The organism is Sphingomonas sp. SRS2 (assembly GCF_000971055.1).
Taxonomy (GTDB): domain Bacteria; phylum Pseudomonadota; class Alphaproteobacteria; order Sphingomonadales; family Sphingomonadaceae; genus Rhizorhabdus.
In genome coordinates, this window is record NZ_LARW01000041.1 from 18,770 (window position 1) to 33,104 (window position 14,335).

Below are 14,335 nucleotides of genomic sequence, written 5' to 3' on the forward strand. Positions count from 1 at the left end.
TGACAGAGCGCGGCGGGGGCCGCGCGATGGCCATTTCGCCTCGCTTGTGCTATAGCCTCCCGGTGCCTGCGCATGATCGCCTCGACAGCCGTACCGGCATGACCGGCCCGACCGGGCGATTCAGCTTCATCCTCTCGCTGTGGATGTCGCTGGCCACGGCGGTCATCTGCGCGACGCTGCCATCCGGCTTGCCCGCCACCCGTACGATCGGCTCGGCCTTCGATCCTTCGACCACGATCGTCGCGCTGCGCTCGCGGCCGCCGGTCGCCAAGCCGACCCTGTTGCGCAGCGCCGATGACGATCTCGGCGATGGCCTCCGCGATCAGCTCGATCAGGCCGCGCGGCCCGCCTGCGCACCGGCGCTGTTCGTCATCGTCGGCATCGTCGCACCAGCCGCGATCACCGCTTTCCGCCTATTCTTCCCGCATTCGCGAACGCTTGATATCGCGCTCTACGCCCGGCCTCCACCGGCCGCCTGATCACTCTGCCGCCGCGGCATCGCCCGTGGCGCTTCTGCCAAGGCCGGCGCTGACCGGCCGAGCCGAGAGGATCAGATATGAAGAAACGGAAGCGGCCGCCCTGGTGGTTCACATCCGCCGTCTGGGCGGGTCTGGCCAGCGCGACGATGGCCATCGTCGGCGTGCTCAGCCTGACCGCACAATAGCAGCCCTGCGTGGCGGGATCGCGACGCGCCCGCCACGCAGCGCCTACAAGGAAATATATGCCCCATCACACCCCGCTCATCGCGACGATCGTGGCCGCGCTTGTGGTCGCCTTCTTCATGGGTGCGCTCGCCCATCGACTACGCATCTCTCCGATCGCCGGCTATCTGGTGGCGGGCGTCATCGTCGGCCCGTTCACCCCGGGCATCGTCGCGCATAGCGGCCTCGCCAACGAACTGGCCGAGATCGGCGTCATCCTGCTGATGTTTGGCGTCGGCCTCCACTTCTCGCTGCGCGACCTGCTCGCGGTGAAACGGATCGCGGTGCCCGGCGCGCTCGTCCAGATTGCGGTCGCGACGCTGCTCGGCATGGCGATGGCCTGGTCGATGGGCTGGAACATCCTCGCGGGCTTCGTCTTCGGTCTCGCGCTGTCGGTGGCCAGCACGGTGGTGCTGTTGCGCGCGCTCCAAAGCCGCGATCTGGTCGACAGCGAGCGCGGCCGCATCGCGGTCGGCTGGCTGATCGTCGAGGATCTGGCGATGGTGCTCGCGCTGGTCCTGCTCCCGGCGCTCGACCATGCGTTCAACGAAGCCGCCTCGGGAGGCGCCGGCGAGATCATGACCGCGCTTGCCGGCACCGGCCTGAAGGTCGCGGGATTCGTCGCGGTGATGCTGATCGTCGGGCGGCGGGTGATACCGTGGGCGCTGCATTGGGTGGTCCATACCGGCTCACGCGAACTGTTCCGCCTCGCGGTTCTCGCCATCGCGCTTGGCGTCGCCTTTGGAGCGGCGGCGGTGTTCGACGTCTCCTTCGCGCTGGGCGCCTTCTTCGCGGGGATGATCCTCGGCGAAACTCCGCTCAGCCGCCGCGCGACCGAGGAGACGCTCCCCTTGCGCGATGCCTTCGCGGTGCTGTTCTTCGTCTCGGTGGGAATGTTGTTCGATCCGCAGGTGCTGGTCGAGCAGCCGCTGCCCCTGCTCGGTGTCGTCCTGATCATCATCGTCGGCAAGTCGGTCGCGGCCTTCGCGATCGTTCGCGCCTTCCGCTACTCGCGTGAGACCGCGCTGACCGTAGCGGCCAGTCTGGCGCAGATCGGCGAATTCTCGTTCATCCTCGCCTCGCTCGGCACCGGCCTGGGTGTGTTGCCGTCGGAGGGACGGGACCTGATCCTGGCGGGGGCGATCATCTCGATCTTCCTCAATCCGTTCATTTTCTCGTGGGTGACGCCGAAGCGCGGGAAGAAGGAATCCGTCGCGGGGCCGGTACCGGCGAAGCCGGAGGAAACGGAACCGGCGCCCATGAAGGGCCATGTCGTGTTGGTCGGCTTCGGCCGGGTCGGCAGCCGGATCAACGAGTCGCTGCGCGCGGCGGGCCGCTGGGTCGTCCTGATCGAGGACGACCCCGAGCGCGCGCGCAACGCGGCGGGGCAAGGGATCGAGGTGGTGCAGGGCAACGCCGTCGACGACGACGTCCTCGAAGCGGCGGGGTTGCCCAGCGCGGCGGCGATGATCATCGCCATCCCCGAAGGGTTCGAGGCTGGCGCGGTGCTGGAGCGGGCCCGCCGCTTCAACCCCGAACTGCGCGTCATCGCCCGCGCGCATAGCGATGCCGAGGCCGAACACCTCCAGAAGCTCGGCACCTGTGAGGTCGTGATGGGCGAAAGCGCGATCGCCAGCCACATGGTGGCGATGCTGAAAGGGAAGGCCGGCCCTATCCCAGCCTGAATGCAGCGGTGATCCCGTCGATGATGAACTGCGCGGCCAGCGCGGCGAGGAGGACGCCGAGCACGCGGGTTATCATCGCTTCGAGCTTCGGGCCCAGCACGCGCATGATCGGGCCTGCGGCGAACAGCGCCGCGAGGGTGAGAAGCAGCACTGCCGCGAGCGCGGCGAGGACGGTCAGCGTTTGATCGATGCCGCTGCTGCGCGAGACGAGCAGCATCACCGTCGCGATCGAGCCGGGGCCGGCGATCATAGGAATCGCCATCGGGAAGACCGAGATATCCTCAACGGGGCGGTGCTCCTCGGCGGCCTTGCGGCTGATCTCGTCGGCGCGTTCCTCACGCCGTTCGGTGCGTTTCTCGAACACCATCTCCAGCGCGATCAGGAACAGCATGATGCCGCCGGCGATGCGGAATGCGTCGAGGCTGATGCCCAGCGTGTCGAGCAGCTTTTCACCGACCAGCGCGAAGAGCAGCAACAGCACCGCCGCGATCATCACCGAGCGCGCCGCCATCGATCGGCGCTGCGGGTCCGACGCGCCGTTGGTCAGGCTGGCGAAGATCGGCGCGCAGCCCGGCGGGTCGATCACCACGAACAGGGTGACGAAGGCCGAGAGGAACAGCGCCATCATCGCGGTCAGATCGCGTCGGGGGCGAGCGGCAGGCTGGCGCGGCGATGCGCGGCGACCAGCGTGTTGCGGAGCAGGACGGCGATCGTCATCGGGCCGACCCCGCCCGGCACCGGGGTGATCGCGCCCGCGACTTCGGCGGCCCCGGCATAATCGACGTCGCCGACCAGCTTCGTCTTGCCCGGCTCGGCGCCTGGGACGCGATTGATGCCGACGTCGATCACGGTCGCGCCCGGCTTGATCCAGTCGCCCTTGACCATTTCCGGCCGGCCGACCGCCGCCACGACGATGTCGGCGCGGCGGACCACCTCTTCGAGATTCCTGGTGCGGCTGTGGGCGATGGTGACGGTGCAGCTTTCAGCGAGCAGCAGCTGCGCCATCGGCTTGCCGACGATATTCGACCGGCCGATCACCACCGCGTCGAGCCCGCTGAGCGAGCCGAGCCGGTCACGCAGCAGCATCAGGCAGCCGAGCGGGGTGCACGGCACATAGCCATGCTGGCCCACCGCGAGCCGGCCCGCATTGGTGACGTGAAAGCCATCCACATCCTTGTCGGGATCGATCGTCGCGATCACCAGATTTTCGTCGATATGGCTGGGAAGCGGCAGCTGAACGAGGATGCCGTCGACGCTGTCGTCGGCGTTCAGTTGCCGGACCGTGGCCAATAGTTCGTCCTGGGTAGCATCGGCGGGCAAGCGATGCTCGAAGCTCTCCATCCCGGCTTCGACTGTCGCCTTATGCTTGGACCGGACATAGACCTGGCTCGCCGGATCCTCACCGACCAGCACCACGGCGAGCCCCGGCGCGCGGCCGGCGGCGGCGCGGAATGCGGGTACCATCGCCGCCACTTTCGCGCGCAGGTCCGCCGCGAATGCCTTGCCGTCGATGATGTCCGCGCTCATGCCTTCCCCCTGGTGATCGTCGTGAGAGCGGCCGCCAATGCGGCGGGATCGCCCGTGATATGGAGCCTCTTTAACCGCGAGGCCGCACCGCTGGCCAGTGCCACGTCGCGTTTCGCCACGCCCAGCGCCTTTGCGAGAAGCCGGACCAGCGCCTCGTTCGCCGCGCCGTCGCTGGGCGGGGCAGTCAGCTTGACCGCGAGCCAGTCGCGCCCGTCATCGGCAGTGATGATCCCCTCGATCGCGTCGCGCGCCGCCTTCGGGCTGGCGCGGACCGCGAGGGTGATGCCGTCGGGTGCGACCGTCCAGGCGGTCAGACGCCAGCCGCCATCACCTGCGCCATCGCATGGCCCAGCACCATCTGCAGGATGATGATCAGCAGCAGCGCCACGAGCGGGGAGAGGTCGAGCTGTCCGAAATCGGGCATGACCTTGCGGATCGGGCGGTAGATCGGCTCGGTGATCTTATCGAGCGCGAACAATATCTGGCGGACGAAATCATTATAGGTGTTGATCACGTTGAACGCGACCAGCCACGACATGATCGCCTGGATGATGATGATCCAGCGCAGCACGCCCAGCAGCAGGTCGGCGATCTGCAGAACAAGGAGAAGCATCAGATACCCTTCGAGAGTGAGACCGCCGATGTAATGATCGTTGGCGTCAGCGGCAACGGAGAGACGGCATCAAATCGACGATCCCGTCACCCCATCCACACCAGCGTGCCGGCGCCGCGCTTGGTGAAGGCTTCGATCAGCATCGCGTGCGGCACCTGTCCGTCGAGGATGACCGCGGCATCGACGCCACCCTCGATCGCGTGGACGCAGGTTTCGAGCTTGGGGATCATCCCGCCCTGGATCGTGCCGTCCTCACGCAGCTTGGCGATCCGGCTCGGCGTCAGGTCGCGGATGAGCTGCTTTTCCTTGTCGAGCACGCCGGCCACGTCGGTCAGCAGGAACAGCCGCGCCGCGCCCAGCGCGATCGCGATCGCTCCCGCCATGGTGTCGGCGTTGACGTTATAGGTATGGCCGTCCTCGCCGATCGCGATCGGGGCGATCACCGGGATCATGCCGGCCTTGGAAATGGTGTCGATCACCCGCCGGTCGATATCGGAGGGTTCGCCGACGAAGCCAAGGTCGACGACCTGTTCGATATTGCTGTCGGGATCGCGCCGGGTGCGGCGCACCTTTTCGGCGACGACCATTCGGCCGTCCTTGCCTGACACGCCGACGGCGCGGCCGCCGGCCTGCGAAATCCAGGAGACGATTTCCTTGTTGATCGATCCGCATAGCACCATCTCGGCGACCTTGGCGGTTTCGGCATCAGTGACGCGCAGCCCGTCGACGAAGCTGCTCTCGACGCCCAGCGTCTTGAGCATCTTGCCGATCTGCGGCCCGCCGCCGTGGACGACCACGGGATTGATTCCGACCGCCTTGAGCAGGACGACATCCTCGGCGAAATCGCGCGCCAGTTCGGGGTCGCCCATCGCATGGCCGCCATATTTCACGACAAAGGTCTCGCCGGCATAGCGCTGCATATAGGGCAGTGCTTCGGTGAGGGTTTCCGCCTTGGCGAGCAGGATCGGATCGAGGCTGTGATCGGTCGACATGCGGGGGCCATTAGCGCCTAGAAAGTCTTGCTACAACCATCGGCCATCCCGGCTCTGTAACCCGGATCAGGCTTTCGGCGCATCCAGCCTGCGGCCGATCGCCACGAAGGCGGTGATCAGCGGCGGCACCAGCACCACCGACAGGACGATCTTCGCCGTCATCTGGCCGCCCATCAGGCCGACGATCTCACGCTCGCCATAGAAGCTGATCGTGATGAACAGCAGCGTATCGAAGATCTGGCTCACCACGCTGGCGATCATTCCGCGCAGCCAGACGAAGCGTCCCGCGCCGCCTTGCCCGCGCAGCCGATCGAAGATCAGCACGTTGAGCGTCTGCGACAAACCGTAGGAGATCAGCCCGGCGATCATCATCCGCGCGCTCTGCCCGACGACGATCGGGAAGGCGTCGATCGCGGGCGGATACATGCCCGGATCGGTGGGCAGCGCGAGCACGATCTGGATCAGCAGCGCCGAGGCGATCAGCGGCAGGAAGCCCCAGCGGACCAGCGCATCGGCGGTCGCGCGGCCATGGAGTTCGGCGATCGCGCTCGCCATGACGACCAGCAGGAGGAAGGCGAAGATGCCAGCCTCGACGACGAGCGGCCCGAGCGCGACCTGCTTCACGCCCAGCACGCCGGCGATGCAGACCATGCCGCCGTAGAAGAGCGAGAAGATGAAGAGGGAACGGCTGGCGATCGGGCTGGCGGACGATGTTTCCATGCCCTTCTGCTATCGGCTTTCCCCTTGCGGCGAAAGAGCCGCTTGACCCGCCCCCGCCGCACGGCATGGTGACGGCATAATTGTTCGACTACCGTCGATCCCGCACCGGCCGGTGCGGCTTGCAAAGGGCAAAAAGATTCATGACGAAGTTGCTGATCGGCCTAGCCGGCATCGCGCTGATCCTGCTGGTGGCGGTGGCGCTGTCGTCGGACCGCAAGGCGATCCGGCTCCGCGTGGTCGGCGCGGCTTTCGCGCTGCAGGCCGGGATCGCGCTCCTCGTTCTTTATGTGCCGTGGGGCCGCGCCGCGCTGGCGGGGGCCTCCGGGGGCGTGTCCAATCTGCTCAGCTATGCGCAGGCGGGCACCGATTTCCTGTTCGGATCGCTGGTGAAGCCCGAGATCGGCGGGGCCAGCTTCGCACTCGCCGCGCTGCCGGTGATCATCTTCTTCGCCTCGCTCGTCTCGATCCTCTATTATCTGGGCATCATGCAGTTCGTGATCCGCTGGGTGGGCGGCGCGATCGAGAAGGTGGTCGGGGTATCCAGGGTCGAATCTCTGTGTGCGGCGGCGAACATATTCGTCGGGCAGAGCGAGTCACCGTTGGTGATCCGTCCCTACCTCGCGGGGCTCAAGCCGCATCAGATGTTCGCGGTGATGACATCGGGCATGGCCGGCGTCGCGGGCACTATCCTGGCCGCCTATGCGGCGATGGGGATCAGCATCGATCTGCTGCTCGCCGCCAGCTTCATGTCGGCGCCCGGCGCGTTGCTGATGGCCAAGATCATCATGCCCGATCCACGCGTGCCCGAGGGCGAACTGCCGCTGGGCGACGTGCCCGAGAGCGACGAGGTGATCGCGGTCGCCGAGGCGCATGAGGCCGACGAGCGGCCCGATAATATCATCATGGCGGCGGCGATGGGCGCGCAGACCGGTGTTCGGATTGCGGTCGCGGTCGGCGCGATGGTGCTCGCCTTCGTCGGGCTCGTCGCGCTCGCCAACGGCCTGCTCGGCGGGATCGGCGGCTGGTTCGGCTATCCGGCGCTCAGCTTCCAGCAGTTGCTCGGCTTCGTCTTCGCGCCGGTGATGTTCCTGCTCAACATCCCATGGGATCAGGCGCAGGTGGCCGGCGGACTATTCGGGGAGAAGATCGCGCTCAACGAATTCGTCGCCTACATCCACCTCGGCCAGATCAAGGAGACGCTGAGTGCGCACAGCGTGGCGGTGATCACCTTCGCGTTGTGCGGTTTCGCCAACTTCTCGTCGATCGCCATCCAGATGGCCGCCGCGGGCAGCCTCGCCCCCAACCAGCGGCCGGTGATCGCGCGTCTCGGCATCAAGGCGCTGATCGCGGGCAGCCTTGCCAACCTGATGTCGGCGGCACTCGCTGGATTGATGATCCCGATGTGAAATGGGGCGTTACCCGGCGGGAGCCTGGACGCGCAGCGAAGGCCGAGACAACCAAATCGCTTCCCGTGCGTTAAGGGCCCGTAACCACGCTGGGAGCGTAATGATGAAAGCAGCATGGGCGGTCGGCGCGGCCGCGCTTGTATCAGTGCCGATCATGGCGTTGCCGACGAAATGGTCGGTAGATCCCGATCCTGGCATTGCCCGTTATACGGTCGGCGACCTCGGCAACCGGGGCAGCTATATGATCATTGCCTGTCCCGACGGACAGGGCGCCGACATCTCGGTCGCCGTCAACGGCGTGATCGCACCGTCGGACAGCCAGATTGGTTTTCGCGCCGCCAACCGCACCTTCGTGATGAAGAGCAACGGCAACGGCCTGATCGAGACGAAGAGTAAGGGCAATGCCGGCGCCTTCGTTCAATTGTGGCAAGCGATCCGTGCCGGCAAGACGCTCGATGTCAGCTTCACCAACGGCGTTTCGGCGAGCCTGTCTCTCGCCGGATCGGCGCGTGCGCTGCCGGCATCACCATGTCCGGTCGATTATCGGCCGGGGAAGCTGAATCTCTGAGCCAGTGACAGGAGCAGAGCGTTCGGCAGTGTCGCGTTATTTCATCTTCTGTATGGACGGCGACGCCATCGTCGATCGCTTCGATTTCGAAGCGGAGGACGACAGTGAAGCCCTGGCGCTTCTCGCCCTTCGCCGCGAAAAGTTGGAATGCGACCTGTGGTGCGGCGACCGGCTGGTGGCGACGATTCCCAGCGGTGCCAACCCTGTGCTTGCCGGACGATCGTTCGGGAACAGGTCGAGCGGTTAAGCCGCCCGCGCGCCCATCGCGCGTTGCCGACGCCGCTGGACCGACGATCCCAGCCCAATTGCCTCGCGATATTTGGCCACCGTCCGGCGGGCCAGGTCGAAGCCCTTGTCCTTGAGCAGGTCGACCAGCTTGTCGTCGGACAGGATATCGTCGCCCTCGGCGGCGATCAGCTTGGCGATCTGGCTTTTCACCGCCTCCGCCGAGACCGCATCGCCACCATCGGTGCCGGCCACCCCGCTGGTGAAGAAATATTTGAGCTCGTGGAGGCCGCGCTCGCACATCAGATATTTGTTCGACGTGACCCGGCTGATCGTCGATTCATGCATGCCGATCGCGTCCGCGACCGCCTTCAAGGTCAACGGACGGAGGTGCTCGACACCGTTGAGGAAGAACGCCTCCTGCTGCTTCACGATCTCACGCGAAACCTTGACGATGGTCAGCGCGCGCTGGTCGAGCGCCTTGATCAGCCAGTTGGCCGAGGCGAGGCATTCGCTGAGCCAGGCCTTGCTCGTCTTGTCCTGAGGGCCGCTCGACAGCTCGGCATAATAAGCGCGGTTGACCAGCAGGCGCGGCAGCGTCGCCGAGTTGAGTTCGATTGCCCAGCCGCTCGCGGTGCGCGCGATGAAGATGTCGGGGACGACCGGGGCGGGCGGCTCGCCCCCAAAGCGTAGCCCGGGTTTGGGATCATAGCCGCGCAGTTCCTGGATCATGTCGGCCATGTCGTCTTCATCGACCCCGCAAAGCCGGCGAAGCTGCGGTATCGCGCCGCGCGCCAGCAGGTCGAGATTGTCGATCAGCTTCACCATCGCCGGGTCATAGCGGTCGGCTTCCTTCGCCTGGATCGCAATGCATTCGGCGAGGTTCCGCGCGCCGACCCCGCTCGGGTCGAAGCTCTGGATTACGGCCAGCACACGCTCGACATGGAACAGCGGAACGTCGAGACGCTGCGCCACCTCGAAGGTCTGGCCTTCGAAATAGCCGGCCTCGTCGATCATATCGATCAGCTGCGCCGCGATGACGATATCGGCCCCCGACAACAGCTCGCCGGCCTGCGCGGTGAGGTGGTCGTGCAGCGAAATCGAGGCGGCGGCGAAGGTGTCGAGATCGGGCGCTTCTTCCGATCCGCCGCCCGCGCCGTCGATGCCCAGCCCGCCATCCATGCCCCGCATGCTGTCGGTGGCGCTGTCGTGGTGGAAGGTTTCGGCGTCATAATCGGCGTCGAGCGGCGCATCGGCCTGTGCGTCACCGGACTCGATCAGCCGGTCGGCGGTTGGCTCGAGATCGGCGCTGTCGAAGCCTTCGCCATCGAAGTCCTCTCCCCCCTCGAAGCCGTCATTGTCGCCGCCGCCGGGGGCAGGCGCATCCGAAATCTCGGTGCCGGTTCCTTCGAGAAGGGGATTCTTCTCGACCTCCTCGGCGATGAAGGCTTCGATTTCGAGATTGGAGAGCGCCAGCAGCTTGATCGCCTGCTGAAGCTGCGGCGTCATCACCAGCGACTGGCTTTGCCTGAGGTCGAGGCGGGGTCCGAGCGCCATGGCCTTATTGACCCTCCTCGAAAGGAGGGTGTCCGGGGCCATGTGGTTTCAATTTCATTGAAACCACCCTGGCATCAGAGCGAGAAGCCTTCGCCGAGATAGAGGCGGCGGACATTGGGATCGGCGACCAGCGCTTCAGGGCTGCCCTGGAACAGCACCTTGCCATCATAGATGATGCAGGCGCGGTCGACGATGTCGAGCGTCTCGCGGACATTATGATCGGTGATCAGCACGCCGATATCGCGGCTCTTGAGGTCGCGGACGAGCTCGCGGATGTCCGAGATCGAGATCGGGTCGATGCCGGCGAAGGGCTCGTCGAGCAGCATGATCGACGGATCGGCGGCGAGCGCGCGGGCGATCTCGCAGCGGCGGCGTTCGCCCCCCGACAGGGACATCGCCGCGGAGTCGCGCAGATGGGTCAGGTGGAACTCGCCGAGCAGCGCGTCGAGCCGCTCCATGCGCTGGGCCTTGTCGGGCTCGATCAGTTCGAGCACGGCAAGGATGTTCTGGCTGACGGTGAGACCACGGAAGATCGACGTTTCCTGCGGCAGATAGCCGAGGCCGAGGATCGCGCGCCGGTACATCGGCAAGGTGGTGATATCGTCGCCGTCGAGCAGGATGCGGCCGGCATCGGGGCGGACGAGCCCCATCACCGAATAGAAGCAGGTCGTCTTGCCCGCGCCATTGGGGCCGAGCAGCCCGACGACCTCGCCCCGTGCGACATCGAGCGAGATGTCGCTGAGCACCTGGCGCTTGTCATATGTCTTGGCGATCGAGACGACCGAAAGCCCGCGCACGACCGCGGGGCCGCTGGAGCCGGTCGGACGCTGGAGGGTGGCGGTATCATTCATGCGGGATCGTCCGGGAGCCTATGGTCGCCCCTGATTAGCGAAAGCCCGGCCATATGGAAACTGGCAAGCTTCATGCATGGCGATTTTTGATGCACGACAAGTCGCTGAAATGCTGCGCTTGGTCTAACTGGTCGCCCCGGGCCGCCACAGGCGGGCGACGTGGCGGGATGCTTCGCGGCCCAGGGGCCACGGTCATCTTCAGTTCTTGCTGGGCCCTGCGGGACGGGGCGGGGGCGTGAAGCGTCCGGTGACGCGTCCGCCGCCGCCGCCGACCGATCCGCCATCGAGGGTGGCGAAGCCGGTGTTCATGTTGAGCACCAGCCGGTTGCCGCGCGTCTCGCCCTTGCCGCCACGCGACAGGGAAACGCCGCCGATAAGCGTGACGAGGCGGCTGCGCAGGTCGTAGATGCCGAACTGGGCGCGTGCGGTTTCGGTTGCGCTGGTCAGGGTGACGCCGCCCGACGCATCGAGGCGGGTGACTTCGGTCTGGCCCGCCGAGTTGTAGGCGACGGTGACGCGGCTCGCGCGCAGTGTCATGCTGCCCTGCGTGACGACGACATTGCCGGTCAGCACCGCGCGGTCGGCGCGATCCTGCAGTTCGATGCGGTCCGCGGCGAAATCGACCGGGGCGTTGCTGTTGTGATTCTTCAGCGAGGACACCGCCTGCGCGCCCGCGACGCAGGCCGATCCGGCAAGGATCGCGCCCAGCAGCGATTTCGCCAGCACCGCACGCCGCATCTTACCGTCCTCCAACATTCGTCTTGCGCGTCGCTCTGGCCTGTCGCTGATCGATATGCAAGCGGGCGCGGCCTTCGAGCACCACGACCCGCGTGTTGAGATCGGCGGTGAAGCGGTCGCCCGCGAAGGTGCCGATATTCATCCGGCCATCGACGCGGCCCTGGCTCGCCACCTGACGGGTCTTCAGGTCGATGCCGACGTCGCGGGTCTCGATATGATAGCCGTCGGCCGACCGGAACAGCACCTTGCCGTCGATCGCGACCTTCTCGCTGTCCATGTCATAGCGGCCCTGCCTGGCATCGATCTGCGCGGGGCCGTCCTGAAGCTGGATCTTCGCGGCGAGCGATTGCAGCCGCACCACCGGGTCGCGCGACGAGACCTGGACCGCCGATCCGGCGCTCAGCTCGAACGGCTGGCCCTTGGCGTCCTCGCCTCGATAGGTCGCGGACGTCACGCGCATCCGTTCGCGCGCGAGCTCGACGCTGTCCTTCGAGAGGACGAAGCTTATGTCGCGGCCGACGGTGAGCGGCGCCAGCGCGAGCAGGATCACCAGCACGAGGATCGCCACCGGCAGGATCAGCCGCAGGCTCGCGATCAGGCGGTCGTGGCTGCTCCCGGTCGCCGCCCAGAGCTGGCGCTCGGTCCGGGCGCGATCGGCTAGTTCGGACATGCTGCGCCCTCCACGTCATTCGCGCGAAAGCGGGTATCCACGGTCACGACGGGCAAGAGGTTCAGCGCGCCGCCGTCCATGGCTTTCCGCTTTCGCGGGAATGACGCCGACGGAGAATGCGCCATAGCCTCAGACATGCGCAAAGATGTCGATCTCGGGCCAACCTGCCAGATCGAGTTCCGCCCGCGCGGGGAGAAAATCGAAACAGGCCTGGGCCAGCTCCATCCGGCCCTCGCGGATCAGCCGCTCGTCGAGAATTTTCCGCATCGCGTGGAGATAGCGCACGTCCGACGCGGCATAGTCCTTCTGCGCCTCGGACAGGTCCGGCGCGCCCCAGTCCGAAGACTGCTGCTGCTTGGACACTTCCTGGCCCAGCAGTTCGCGGACCAGCTCCTTGAGCCCGTGCCGGTCGGTATAGGTACGGATCAGCCGCGACGCGGTCTTGGTGCAATAGACGGGGGCCGCGACTACGCCGAGATAATATTTGATCGCGGCGAGATCGAAGCGCGCGAAATGATAGAGCTTGATCCGGTCGGGATCGGCCAGCACGGCGCGCAGATTGGGGGCGGCATAATCGCTGCCCGCGGCGAAGCGCACGAGATGCTCGTCGCCGCCGCCATCGGAGATCTGGACGAGGCAGAGCCGGTCGCGCGGGGTAATCAGCCCCATCGTCTCGGTGTCGACGGCGACGGGGCCGGGGGCGAGGACGCCCTCGGGCAGGTCTTCCTGATGCAAATAGACTGTCATCCGCCCGCATTAGGGCGGCGGCGGGAGCAGGGCAACCACAAGTCCCTCTCCCGCCGCCCGTCGAGCGTTACTTCGCCTTCCGCTGCCGCGCCCGGCGCTGGACCATGTTCAGCCCCTCGACCAGCGCGGAGAACGCCATGGCGGCGTAGATATAGCCCTTGGGCACATGCACCCCGAAGCCCTCGGCGATCAGCGTCATGCCGATCATGAACAGAAAGGCGAGCGCGAGCATCACGATCGTCGGGTTCTTCTCGATGAAGCGCGACAACGGGCCCGCCGCGGTCATCATCGTCGCCACCGCGGCGATCACCGCGATGAACATGATCGGCACATGCTCGGTCATGCCGACCGCCGTGATGATCGAATCGATCGAGAAGACGAGGTCGAGCAATATAATCTGGAAGATCGCAGCGCCGAAGCCCAGTCCGACCCGCTTCGCATCGAACAGGTCGCCTTCGTCATTCTGATCGACGCTGTGATGGATCTCGGTGGTTGCCTTCCAGACGAGGAACAGGCCGCCAGCGATCAGGATGATGTCGCGCCACGACAGCGGATGGCCGAACGCTTCGAACACCGGCCGCGTCAGCGTGACGATGAAGGCGATCAGGCTGAGCAGCACGAGCCGCATGCCCAGCGCCAGGCCGATGCCGATCGTCCGGGCGCGGGCGCGATATTGTTCGGGCAGCTTGTTGGTCAGAATCGAGATGAAGATCAGGTTGTCGATGCCGAGCACCACCTCCATCGTCACGAGAGCGGCCAGCGCGGCCCAGTTGGCCGGGTCGGCGAATATGACGGCGATGTCCTGCATGATGTCCTTCGGAAGAAAGGGAGGAAGTGGAAAACGACCGCGCGACTCGGAGCGGCAGCGACTCCGTCTAGGGACGAATCAAGCGCGAAACGATGCCCGATAGCGTTAGAAATCACGGTAACATTTTCGGTTTGGCGGCGCTTTGCCTCGTATCGCCGCGCCCGCTGAACGGGGAATGTAGCAAAAGCGCTCGCAGACTGGGCCCATTTGCTTTATGTCTTTTTTTTGGCGTGGCTGATTTTGCACGCCGGAAGGAGGCTGCGCCAGCGCCCGGCGCAGCGACCTTTCGATACTTGGGGCGAGATTCGGGAAGAACTGCAAGGCATGGGTTTCGATAGAGGTAAGCGCGGTCCGCGCGGCGGCAGGGACAAGCGCGACGGCTTCGGTGACGAGAGTTACGGTGGCTATGCAGGCGGTGGCGGCGGCTTCGGCGGCGGCGATCGCTTCGGTGGTGGCGGCGGCGGCGGTTATGGAGGCGGTGGGGATCGCTTCGGTGGCGGCGGCGGTGGCGGTGATCGCTTTGGCGG

The 14,335-nt window shown here is 66.0% G+C and carries 17 protein-coding genes; 5 read left to right on the forward strand and 12 right to left on the reverse strand.

All coding sequences use genetic code 11. The annotated features are described in order from the left end of the window. Nucleotides 1–26: 26 nt before the first annotated feature. A complete protein-coding gene (locus tag WP12_RS23300) occupies nt 27–479 on the forward strand; it encodes a hypothetical protein (protein WP_152663851.1) in 453 nt (150 codons plus the stop codon). Between the two features lie 242 nt (nt 480–721). Next, a complete protein-coding gene (gene ybaL / locus WP12_RS01665; RefSeq protein WP_046192031.1) occupies nt 722–2,386 on the forward strand; it encodes a YbaL family putative K(+) efflux transporter in 1,665 nt (554 codons plus the stop codon). Here the strand turns inward: ybaL and WP12_RS01670 are convergent. The 6 genes from WP12_RS01670 to WP12_RS01690 all read right to left on the reverse strand — a co-directional run bounded on the left by WP12_RS01670 (nt 2,373) and on the right by WP12_RS01690 (nt 6,238). Next, nucleotides 2,373–3,014: a MarC family protein gene (locus WP12_RS01670; RefSeq protein WP_046192032.1), complete on the reverse strand. Its 642-nt coding sequence runs from the start codon at nt 3,012–3,014 to the stop codon at nt 2,373–2,375. The genes ybaL and WP12_RS01670 overlap by 14 nt on opposite strands. Before the next feature lie 5 nt (nt 3,015–3,019). Continuing rightward, nucleotides 3,020–3,913, reverse strand: coding sequence for a bifunctional methylenetetrahydrofolate dehydrogenase/methenyltetrahydrofolate cyclohydrolase FolD (gene folD / locus WP12_RS01675; protein ID WP_046192033.1), 894 nt, complete (start codon nt 3,911–3,913; stop codon nt 3,020–3,022). Then, complete coding sequence (locus WP12_RS23845) at nt 3,910–4,227, reverse strand: DUF167 domain-containing protein (protein WP_152663854.1); 318 nt, start codon at nt 4,225–4,227, stop codon at nt 3,910–3,912. Before WP12_RS23845 ends, folD begins: the two co-directional genes overlap by 4 nt. Next, nucleotides 4,224–4,526, reverse strand: a complete 303-nt coding sequence (locus tag WP12_RS01680; protein WP_046192034.1) for a YggT family protein — start codon at nt 4,524–4,526, stop codon at nt 4,224–4,226. Before WP12_RS01680 ends, WP12_RS23845 begins: the two co-directional genes overlap by 4 nt. Before the next feature lie 86 nt (nt 4,527–4,612). Beyond that, on the reverse strand, nt 4,613–5,518 hold the full coding sequence (argB, locus tag WP12_RS01685) for an acetylglutamate kinase (RefSeq protein ID WP_046192035.1): 906 nt from the start codon (nt 5,516–5,518) through the stop codon (nt 4,613–4,615). A gap of 66 nt (nt 5,519–5,584) precedes the next feature. Further along, nucleotides 5,585–6,238, reverse strand: coding sequence for a queuosine precursor transporter (locus tag WP12_RS01690; protein ID WP_046192036.1), 654 nt, complete (start codon nt 6,236–6,238; stop codon nt 5,585–5,587). 140 nt (nt 6,239–6,378) lie between these two features. Between WP12_RS01690 and WP12_RS01695 the strand changes: the two genes are divergently transcribed. From WP12_RS01695 to WP12_RS01705, 3 genes are all read left to right on the forward strand, one after another. After that, complete coding sequence (locus tag WP12_RS01695) at nt 6,379–7,644, forward strand: NupC/NupG family nucleoside CNT transporter (RefSeq protein ID WP_046192037.1); 1,266 nt, start codon at nt 6,379–6,381, stop codon at nt 7,642–7,644. Nucleotides 7,645–7,747: 103 nt separating this feature from the next. Further along, nucleotides 7,748–8,212, forward strand: a complete 465-nt coding sequence (locus WP12_RS01700) for a hypothetical protein (RefSeq protein ID WP_152663852.1) — start codon at nt 7,748–7,750, stop codon at nt 8,210–8,212. Nucleotides 8,213–8,264: 52 nt separating this feature from the next. Next, nucleotides 8,265–8,459 carry a hypothetical protein gene (locus WP12_RS01705; RefSeq protein ID WP_152663853.1) on the forward strand — a complete coding sequence of 65 codons (195 nt, stop codon included), beginning with the start codon at nt 8,265–8,267 and terminating at the stop codon, nt 8,457–8,459. On the opposite strand, the gene rpoN is transcribed toward WP12_RS01705, so the two are convergent. From rpoN to WP12_RS01735, 6 genes are all read right to left on the reverse strand, one after another. Next, nucleotides 8,456–9,994 (reverse strand): RNA polymerase factor sigma-54, encoded by a 1,539-nt coding sequence (rpoN, locus tag WP12_RS01710; RefSeq protein WP_046192040.1) that lies wholly within the window; start codon nt 9,992–9,994, stop codon nt 8,456–8,458. The two genes, WP12_RS01705 and rpoN, sit on opposite strands and share 4 nt — an antisense overlap. A gap of 74 nt (nt 9,995–10,068) precedes the next feature. Next, on the reverse strand, nt 10,069–10,845 hold the full coding sequence (lptB, locus tag WP12_RS01715; protein ID WP_046192041.1) for an LPS export ABC transporter ATP-binding protein: 777 nt from the start codon (nt 10,843–10,845) through the stop codon (nt 10,069–10,071). 198 nt (nt 10,846–11,043) lie between these two features. Then, complete coding sequence (locus tag WP12_RS01720) at nt 11,044–11,583, reverse strand: LptA/OstA family protein (RefSeq protein ID WP_046192042.1); 540 nt, start codon at nt 11,581–11,583, stop codon at nt 11,044–11,046. A 1-nt stretch (nt 11,584) separates the two neighbouring features. Continuing rightward, nucleotides 11,585–12,253: an LPS export ABC transporter periplasmic protein LptC gene (gene lptC, locus WP12_RS01725; protein ID WP_046192043.1), complete on the reverse strand. Its 669-nt coding sequence runs from the start codon at nt 12,251–12,253 to the stop codon at nt 11,585–11,587. Nucleotides 12,254–12,382: 129 nt separating this feature from the next. Then, nucleotides 12,383–13,000, reverse strand: coding sequence for a ribonuclease D (locus tag WP12_RS01730; protein WP_046192044.1), 618 nt, complete (start codon nt 12,998–13,000; stop codon nt 12,383–12,385). A 67-nt stretch (nt 13,001–13,067) separates the two neighbouring features. Continuing rightward, on the reverse strand, nt 13,068–13,808 hold the full coding sequence (locus tag WP12_RS01735; protein ID WP_046192045.1) for a TerC family protein: 741 nt from the start codon (nt 13,806–13,808) through the stop codon (nt 13,068–13,070). Nucleotides 13,809–14,335 lie beyond the last annotated feature (527 nt).

Bases quoted from the DNA above. Each gene is read 5' to 3' on its own strand.
- WP12_RS23300 (WP_152663851.1), top strand. From the start codon at position 27: ATGGCCATTTCGCCTCGCTTGTGCTATAGCCTCCCGGTGCCTGCGCAT.
- ybaL (WP_046192031.1), top strand. From the start codon at position 722: ATGCCCCATCACACCCCGCTCATCGCGACGATCGTGGCCGCGCTTGTG.
- WP12_RS01670 (WP_046192032.1), bottom strand. From the start codon at position 3,014: ATGATGGCGCTGTTCCTCTCGGCCTTCGTCACCCTGTTCGTGGTGATC.
- folD (WP_046192033.1), bottom strand. From the start codon at position 3,913: ATGAGCGCGGACATCATCGACGGCAAGGCATTCGCGGCGGACCTGCGC.
- WP12_RS01680 (WP_046192034.1), bottom strand. From the start codon at position 4,526: ATGCTTCTCCTTGTTCTGCAGATCGCCGACCTGCTGCTGGGCGTGCTG.
- argB (WP_046192035.1), bottom strand. From the start codon at position 5,518: ATGTCGACCGATCACAGCCTCGATCCGATCCTGCTCGCCAAGGCGGAA.
- WP12_RS01690 (WP_046192036.1), bottom strand. From the start codon at position 6,238: ATGGAAACATCGTCCGCCAGCCCGATCGCCAGCCGTTCCCTCTTCATC.
- WP12_RS01695 (WP_046192037.1), top strand. From the start codon at position 6,379: ATGACGAAGTTGCTGATCGGCCTAGCCGGCATCGCGCTGATCCTGCTG.
- WP12_RS01700 (WP_152663852.1), top strand. From the start codon at position 7,748: ATGAAAGCAGCATGGGCGGTCGGCGCGGCCGCGCTTGTATCAGTGCCG.
- WP12_RS01705 (WP_152663853.1), top strand. From the start codon at position 8,265: ATGGACGGCGACGCCATCGTCGATCGCTTCGATTTCGAAGCGGAGGAC.
- rpoN (WP_046192040.1), bottom strand. From the start codon at position 9,994: ATGGCGCTCGGACCCCGCCTCGACCTCAGGCAAAGCCAGTCGCTGGTG.
- lptB (WP_046192041.1), bottom strand. From the start codon at position 10,845: ATGAATGATACCGCCACCCTCCAGCGTCCGACCGGCTCCAGCGGCCCC.
- WP12_RS01720 (WP_046192042.1), bottom strand. From the start codon at position 11,583: ATGCGGCGTGCGGTGCTGGCGAAATCGCTGCTGGGCGCGATCCTTGCC.
- lptC (WP_046192043.1), bottom strand. From the start codon at position 12,253: ATGTCCGAACTAGCCGATCGCGCCCGGACCGAGCGCCAGCTCTGGGCG.
- WP12_RS01730 (WP_046192044.1), bottom strand. From the start codon at position 13,000: ATGACAGTCTATTTGCATCAGGAAGACCTGCCCGAGGGCGTCCTCGCC.
- WP12_RS01735 (WP_046192045.1), bottom strand. From the start codon at position 13,808: ATGCAGGACATCGCCGTCATATTCGCCGACCCGGCCAACTGGGCCGCG.